8 protein-coding genes are annotated in these 8,041 nt (G+C 50.6%); all 8 read left to right on the top strand.

Features of this window, described 5'->3' with window-relative positions; translation table 11 throughout:
• The first annotated feature begins 44 nt into the window (after positions 1 to 44).
• The 8 genes from EVJ28_RS01740 to EVJ28_RS01775 all read left to right on the top strand — a co-directional run bounded on the left by EVJ28_RS01740 (position 45) and on the right by EVJ28_RS01775 (position 7,886).
• On the top strand, positions 45 to 782 hold the full coding sequence (locus EVJ28_RS01740; RefSeq protein ID WP_131487867.1) for an ABC transporter ATP-binding protein: 738 nt from the start codon (positions 45 to 47) through the stop codon (positions 780 to 782).
• A complete protein-coding gene (locus EVJ28_RS01745; protein ID WP_131458598.1) occupies positions 775 to 2,280 on the top strand; it encodes an ABC transporter permease/substrate-binding protein in 1,506 nt (501 codons plus the stop codon). The genes EVJ28_RS01740 and EVJ28_RS01745 overlap by 8 nt, the downstream gene beginning before the upstream one ends.
• Positions 2,277 to 3,149: a diacylglycerol/lipid kinase family protein gene (locus tag EVJ28_RS01750; protein ID WP_131458599.1), complete on the top strand. Its 873-nt coding sequence runs from the start codon at positions 2,277 to 2,279 to the stop codon at positions 3,147 to 3,149. Before EVJ28_RS01745 ends, EVJ28_RS01750 begins: the two co-directional genes overlap by 4 nt.
• 125 nt (positions 3,150 to 3,274) lie before the next feature.
• Positions 3,275 to 4,627 carry a sodium-dependent transporter gene (locus tag EVJ28_RS01755; RefSeq protein WP_131458600.1) on the top strand — a complete coding sequence of 451 codons (1,353 nt, stop codon included), beginning with the start codon at positions 3,275 to 3,277 and terminating at the stop codon, positions 4,625 to 4,627.
• 146 nt (positions 4,628 to 4,773) lie between these two features.
• On the top strand, positions 4,774 to 5,490 hold the full coding sequence (locus tag EVJ28_RS01760) for a 5-bromo-4-chloroindolyl phosphate hydrolysis family protein (RefSeq protein WP_016509957.1): 717 nt from the start codon (positions 4,774 to 4,776) through the stop codon (positions 5,488 to 5,490).
• A complete protein-coding gene (locus EVJ28_RS01765) occupies positions 5,474 to 6,703 on the top strand; it encodes a toxic anion resistance protein (RefSeq protein ID WP_131458601.1) in 1,230 nt (409 codons plus the stop codon). Before EVJ28_RS01760 ends, EVJ28_RS01765 begins: the two co-directional genes overlap by 17 nt.
• Positions 6,704 to 6,752: 49 nt before the next feature.
• Complete coding sequence (locus tag EVJ28_RS01770) at positions 6,753 to 7,328, top strand: deoxycytidylate deaminase (RefSeq protein WP_131458602.1); 576 nt, start codon at positions 6,753 to 6,755, stop codon at positions 7,326 to 7,328.
• A 201-nt stretch (positions 7,329 to 7,529) separates the two neighbouring features.
• Positions 7,530 to 7,886: a hypothetical protein gene (locus EVJ28_RS01775; RefSeq protein ID WP_016509485.1), complete on the top strand. Its 357-nt coding sequence runs from the start codon at positions 7,530 to 7,532 to the stop codon at positions 7,884 to 7,886.
• Positions 7,887 to 8,041 lie beyond the last annotated feature (155 nt).

The raw sequence follows: 8,041 nt of genomic DNA on the forward strand, positions 1-8,041 counted from the left end.
CTAATATTTGACTTTCATATAATGTGAAAAGCCGAGGAGGGATTGTGTTGATTGAATTTCAAAACGTTTCCAAGCGTTACGATGATGGGACATTGGCTGTTGCAAACTTGAGTTTGACGGTACGAAAAGGAGAGATTTTCGTATTGATCGGGCCATCGGGTTGTGGCAAGACGACGACGATGAAGATGGTGAATCGTCTGATTGACCACACTGACGGGAAAATCCTGATTGATGAGCGCGAAATCTATCAGTTCGACATTTATGAACTGCGACGCAACATCGGCTACGTGCTCCAACAAATCGCATTGTTCCCGCATTTGACGGTCGAAGAGAACATCGCCGTCGTTCCGGACCTATTGAAATGGCCGAAGACGAAGACGAAAGACCGTGTGACCGAACTGATGAAAATCGCCGGTCTCGACCCTGTCCTCCGTTCTAAAAAACCGCCTGAACTGTCGGGTGGTCAACAACAACGAGTCGGCGTCTTGCGAGCGCTCGCGGCCGACCCGGAAGTCATTTTAATGGATGAACCGTTCTCGGCGCTCGATCCGATCAGTCGGGCCCAGCTCCAAGATGACATCAAACGGTTGAACGATGAGTTAGGGAAGACGATTCTGTTCGTCACTCATGATATTGAGGAAGCGATGAAACTCGGGGACCGGATCGCTCTCATGCGTGACGGAAAACTGGTCGTCGTCGGCACGCCTGACGAGATTCGAGCGAGTGATGATCCGTTCGTGCTCGACTTTACACAACACGGAAGAGGTGAGGCAGATGCTTGAAACGTTCCAAAATCGACGCGGGGAATTGGTCGAAGCGCTAATCGAGCATTTACAACTTTCTGTCGTCTCCCTTTTGATTGCGGTGTTAATTGCGGTCCCGTTAGGTATCTGGCTGACGCGGCGTAAAAAAGTGGCCGAAACAGCAATCGGCTTCACCGCCATCATCCAAACGATTCCTTCTTTGGCTCTACTCGGTCTTATGATTCCGCTCGTTGGGATCGGTGCACTTCCTGCCACGATTGCGCTCGTTCTGTACGCGTTGCTGCCAATCCTTCGCAATACGTTCACGGGGTTGAACGAAGTCGATAAGTCACTGATCGAAGCCGCGCAAGGTTGCGGCATGAGACCGAACCAAAGTTTGATGAGAGTCGAACTACCGCTCGCGCTACCGGTCATCATGGCCGGGATTCGAACAGCGATGGTGTTAATTGTCGGTACAGCCACGCTGGCGGCACTCGTCGGAGCAGGCGGACTCGGGACGTTGATCTTGCTTGGAATTAACCGAAACGACAACTATTTGATTTTGCTCGGTGCGATCCCAGCAGCCATTCTCGCATTATTGTTCGACTTCTTGCTCCGTCAAATGGAAGGTGCGACGGCGACCCGCAACAAGACGAAGCTGATCGCCGTATCGACCGTCTTGGCGATAATTGTCGCGGCACCACTCGCATTGGGCCGTACCCAACAGACCGACCTCGTCGTCGCCGGGAAGCTCGGTCCTGAACCGGAGATCTTGATGAACATGTACAAACTGTTGATCGAAGAAGAGACGGATCTGACCGTATCGGTCCGTCCGAACTTCGGAGAGACGACGTTCGTCTGGGGAGCGTTGAAATCCGGTGATGTCGATATTTATCCTGAATTCACCGGGACGGTACTCGCGAGTCTGGTGAAAGAAACACCGAATTCAAACGATGCCCGTGAAGTGTACGAACAAGCACGGGATGCGCTAGCAGATGACGGCTTCGTTTTACTTGAACCGATGCAATTCAATAACACGTACGCCATCGCGATCCCGCGTGACTATGCGGAAACTGAAGGCGTCACGACGATTTCAGATTTACGTAGCGTGCAAAATGACATCCAGGCCGGATTCACGCTCGAGTTCACGGACCGTGAAGACGGATATCCAGGACTCCAGCAAGCGTACGGACTTGATTTCCCTTCTGTCGTTTCGATGGAGCAGAAACTTCGTTACAGCGCCATCGCACGGGGCGACGTCAATCTTATCGATGCGTATTCGACCGACGCGGATATCGCCGAAAACGACCTGCTCGTGTTAGAAGACGATCAACAGTTCTTCCCGCCTTATCAAGGTGCTCCACTCTTGAAAGCAGAAACGCTTGAAGAACATCCGGAGATCGAGGACGCGCTCAACCAGTTGGGCGGACTCATCACTGACGAAGAGATGTCTGAATTGAACCGTCGGGTCGCTTACGGGAAAGAACGGGCCTACGACGTAGCCCAAGACTTCTTGGAACAAGCTGGTCTACTATGAAAGCGATGATCATTTCGAACCCGAAGTCGGGTGCGAGCGAGACGATGCTCGGCGAAGTGGTCGGGACAGTCGAGTCGATGTATCAAGAGATCCTCATCCAAAAGACGCTAGCTGAAGGGGATGCAGCGCACCTTGCTCGAACGAGCAGTGGATTCGATCATTTGATCCTCATCGGTGGGGACGGGACGCTTCATGAAGTCGTCAACGGATTGATGGCGTTGCCTCGTGACGAACGTCCGAGCGTCGGTCTCGTGCCAGCGGGGACGTGCAACGACTTCGCGAGGGCGATTGAACTGCCTGTTGAACCGATTGAGGCGGCTCGCCTGTTTAAAATGAGCGAGCAGCAATCGGTCGATGTGATGCGTGTCAACGACCGGTTCGCCCTCAACTTTGTCGGGGTCGGATTGATCGCGGACGCTTCCCGACAAATCGACCCGCTCCAAAAAGAAACGCTCGGCTCGATCGGTTACTTTTTAGCGACGATTCGTCAGTTCCGTGAACTCGATCCGTTCAAGGTCCGTATCGAGCGGGCGGGCGAGGTCATCCATGATGGGGCCGTCAGCTTTCTATACGTCGGCAACGGTGCCTATCTCGGCACGGTCCCGACGAAGATCGCGACGCAATCGTTCACGGACGGTCTCGTCGAAGTCGTCCATAGCTCGGCCATCGGCTTCCCGATGATTCGTCAGCTATTGACGCAACAGCTCGGACTCGAACAGTCGTCGTCAGAATGGGTCCATCTCCAAATGGAGCAACTTGATGTGTTTTTGCGTGAGCCACAAGTCATCGATGTGGATGGTGAACACTTTGAAACGGATCATTTACAGATTAAAGTGTTACCGAATGAACTGACATTTCTCGTCCCATAATCGTTTACGAAGGCAGAGGAAAGAATTCAGACTTTTCTCTGTTTTTTGTTGTTCTCGTTTCTGAACCGTGTTAGTATTTCACTATTATTATGAAAATGAAATGAAATTAGGAAGTAGGGATAGTAATGGCGCAAAATTCGTTCGCCTCAAAAATTGGATTCATTTTAGCGGCCGCAGGGTCCGCAATCGGTCTCGGTGCCATCTGGAAATTTCCATATGTCACGGGAACAAGTGGGGGCGGCGCCTTTTTGCTCATGTTTTTAGCATTCACATTCTTACTCGGTCTGCCGCTTCTCATCGGAGAGTTCATCGTCGGGCGCTCGACGCAAAAGACGGCGCTCCTTGCCTTTAAAAAACTCGGCCATCGCCATTGGACATTGGTCGGTTACCTCGGCGTAATCGCTTGCTTCTTACTGCTATCATTCTACAGTGTCATCGGTGGATGGGTGTTGATCTATGTCGGGCTCGGCTTGAGCGGGACGCTCAGTGGCCGGTCACCTGACGAGTTCGGGACCGTGTTCGCGGACGTCGTCGCATCTCCTGGGATTGCCATCTTCGGACAATTTTTGTTCTTATTGATCACGCTACTCATCGTCTTGAAAGGGGTAGAAGGCGGAATCGAGCGGATGAGCAAGATTTTAATGCCGCTCCTGTTCGTCAGTTTCATCGTGCTCGTCATCCGCTCGTTGACACTTGACGGTGCCATGGAAGGGGTCCGCTTCTTCTTGCAGCCTGACTTCTCGGCACTGACCGGCGAGTCGGTCTTGTTCGCGCTCGGGCAAGCGTTCTTCTCGCTGTCGCTCGGGGTGGCGGCGATGCTCACATACGCCTCGTACATTCAAACGAAAGGGACGCTCAACCGCTCGGCAAATATGATCGTCTTGTTGAACGTCACTGTTTCAATTTTGGCGGGACTCGCCATCTTCCCGGCCGTCTTCGCCTCGGGGCTCGATCCGGCAGAAGGCCCGGCGCTCCTGTTCGTCGTGTTGCCGGCCGTATTTAACCAAGTCCCACTCGGCGGCTTCTTCATGGTATTGTTCTTCTTATTGTTCACGTTTGCCTCGATCACGTCTTCGATCGCGATGCTAGAAGTCGTCGTCGCCGGTGTGACCGATAAATTGAACGAGAAGAAACAAACGATGTCGAAGCGTAACGTCACACTCCTCTCAGCGGCCATCGTGTTCGCCGTCGGGATCCCCTCGGCCTTATCGTTCGGACTGATGAGTGAGTTGCAGTTCTTGAACGGCCGTACGTTCTTTGACTCGATGGACTATGTCGTCAGTTACATCCTCATGCCGACAGGGGCGTTACTCACGTCAATCTTTGTCGGCCATGTCGTCGATGAGCGTATTTTGCAAGACGAGATTAAAACGTCCGGGACGGGCGCTAAATTGTATCCGGTATGGCGTTTCCTCATTCGTTACGTCATCCCGGTGACGGTCGCAATCGTTATGGTCTCGACATGGTTAATCAGCTAAGCAAGGGGAACTTCCCCTTGCTTTTTTTCGTACTTGCGACCGAGAGAGCGAACGGCTTCATTATGCTAAGCTTATAAAGATGACGAAACTTTTGTTGACGGTTCACGTAAGGTACAATAGAAGTATCATGAGACGAGGTGACAAGGATGAAGACATGGATGAAATGGGCCCTGACCGGGGCAATCCTATATTTTGCCATAAGTGTGTTTGATTTCTCCTGGCTGTTTATCATCGTCGGGGCGCTCGTATTGAATGAGGTGTGGTCGAGTAACAAACGACGTAAGCGGGCACCCGCACCGGTAGCGAAACGGGCGAAGAAAAAACTGTTGCTCGATGAAGAAGAACCGTTCGTCGGTTCCCGCATCCTTAAACCGATGGAAGATGTGGCACCGGTCCGTCAGTTCGAAGCGACAGACGACTTGGAACTGCAATTTTTACAACGGACGATCGAGCAAGGGTACGAAAAACTCCAGCAGATCGATCGTATCTTGCCTGAAATAAAAGATGTCGAAGTTCGTCGTGAAATGAAGGCGGTCTCGAGAGAGGCACACGAACTGTTTGCCGAATTGTTCGAGAACCCCCAAGATGCGAAGCACGTCAGAGATCTGTTCACGTTTTATTTGGACTCGCTCGTGTCCGTCGTCTTGAAATTTAAAGAACTAGAAGGAAAACGTGTCGTCATTCAAGAAGAGACACGAGAGCAACTGATCACCAATATGCGGCTCATCGTCGATAAGTTCAAAGAACAACGGAGCCGTCTGCTCGAAGACGACGCTGTCGACTTCGAACGCGAATTGATCATGATGGAACGGGTATTGGCAGATCAACCGGAAGGGAGAAAAAAACATGACTTCATCGAATGAAACGAACTGGCAGTCATGGCCAGAAGAAGAGCTCACTTCACAGACGAAAACAAAGACCGAGACAGAGGAAATCTCTGACCCGTCTGTGGATTGGTCCTCGATGACAGAAAAACATGAGGTGCCGGCCATCCAACCGAAAGCCGACGTGCCGCAACAACACCGGGAACGAATCACCCGGATCGCCGAGTCGATCGATATTAAAAAAACAGACTCCGTCATGTTATTCGGATCGAACGTCCAACGGGAACTGTCTCAATTCTCTGACCAAATCTTGACCGAGGTCCGCATGAAAGACGGTGGCGACGCAGGTAAGTTGTTGTCCGATTTGATGCAAAACGTTCGGAAGATGGACCCGGATATGCTTCAACCGGAGAAGAAGAGTTTTATAGACAACTTACCGCTCATCGGACGAGCGAAAAAGAAAGCTGAAAACTATAAGCTTCAATTTGAAAAAATGAACGTCTATTTGGAAGAAGTCATTCACAATCTCGACCGAGCCAAGTTCGGTCTGATGAAGGACATTACGATGCTCGATCAAATGTATGATAAGAACAAGCGCTACTTCGAAGAATTGAACGTCTATATCGCAGCCGGTGAGACGAAGCTCGACCACGTCCGCGATCACGAGATCGCGCCGCTCCGTCAAGAAGTCGAAACGACGAGAGATCAAGTGAAGCTGCAACAGCTAAACGATATGATCCAATTGACAGACCGGTTCGAGAAGAAGTTGCATGATTTGAAGTTGAGCCGGACGATCAGTCTGCAGATGGCGCCGCAAATCCGTGTCATCCAACAAAATAACCAAATCTTAGCCGAGAAAATCGAGTCGGCTGTCGTCAACACGATTCCGCTTTGGAAAAACCAAGTCGTCCTCGCCCTCAGCTTGACGCGCCAGAAAACGGCACTCCGGATGCAACAAGACGTCACGAAGACGACGAACCAACTGCTCGAACAAAACTCGAAAATGTTGAAAGATTCGTCGATCGAGATCGCAACCGAGAACGAAAAAGGGATCGTTTCGGTCGAATCGCTCAAAGTCGCGCACGAGAATCTATTGTCAACGCTCGACGAAACGCTGCGTATCCAACAGGAAGGCAAGCAGAAGCGTCGTGAGGCCGAACGTGAGCTCGATCGGATGGAGCACGAACTGAAAGAAAAAGTCATCGAAATTGCCTCAAAGAATAAAGAGTTGCCAAAAGAGACTGGATACTAAAAAGAAAGTCTGAGCATTCAGACTTTCTTTTTCCATGAGGAGGATCAGGATGGAGAAACAACGATTGTGGGACGAGACGTGGTTACAGTTCGCCGACATGATGGCGGAACGGCACTCGAAATGTGCCTCGAAGAGTGTCGCCTGTGTCATCGTCAAAGATGAGAAACCGATCTCGATCGGATTGAACGGGACACCGCCGGGACATACGAACTGTAATGAAATCTTTCTAAAACGTGATGACGGATTTTACCAACGAGCCGAATATGTGACGGATGATACGGTCGACTTGACCGAGCCGTCTGTGCGCATCATCGAGCAAGGTGTGACATTTGTTAAATGTAGCGACCCGTTCGAACATCACAATTGGTCAAAACAACACGAGATCCATGCCGAAATCAATGCGATCGGGAAATTGGCCGCTGATTCGACGAACGCATTCGGCGCTACCGCCTATGTGACCCATTCACCATGCCATTCTTGCTCGCTCGCGCTCATCGCTGCGCGCGTGGCCCGAGTCGTGTACGCTGTCGGCTATGAGCACGGGGATGGACTTGATTTGATGCGGGAAAGTGGGATTGACGTCTTACATATGCCGCTTGAAAAAAGTTTCAGAAACACATTGTAAACGTTTACATTCGATGTTATATTATTAATGTACTGCCAATGGTGTTTTACTCTTCCATTATTTGCCCCTCCTCGGAGGGGCCTTTTTTTATGTCTAATCGTGAGGTGAGACAAAGTTTACACATAATGTTCAATATTTCACAAACTATTCCGCTGAATCTTTTTTATAATAAGAGTAGATAAACGAGAGGGGATATGTCACATGGAAAAACTAGTTCGTTTCACAGATGGTGCCTATGATGTGGAAGCGTTGATCACACTTGAAGAGGTATGGGAAGATAAATTTGCCATCGGCACGCACAAAGAGCTTGCCGTTAAATCACTCAAAATTAATGGGAATGACGTCTCCGAGATGAAGCATGTTCGGGCGTTGCTCCGTTACTATCCGACGCTAGGTGTTTCAGGAATTCTACTCGCCCTTGACGGCGCGGCTGCTGAAATCGTCGCCTTGTCAGGTGATACCGATCCAGCCCTGCGCTTCGTCGAGCTCGTCGCCCTTCAGATGGATGAAGCCGCGACGAAACAGTTGAAAGACATGTATGCCGAAATGGCAGTTTAAAAGTTAGGATGACTTTCGGGTCATCCTTTTTAACATAATTAAGCGAGAATTCTCCCACCTCTAAGCGTCTGGGGCGAAGCCCAGCGTAGGTGGGAGATGAATCGCCCGTACATAAACTTCTTGGCCACCCCTGTGACAGATATGACGAACATAAG

Source organism: Exiguobacterium sp. SH3S3, from assembly GCF_004337115.1.
GTDB classification, from domain to species: domain Bacteria; phylum Bacillota; class Bacilli; order Exiguobacteriales; family Exiguobacteriaceae; genus Exiguobacterium; species Exiguobacterium aurantiacum_A.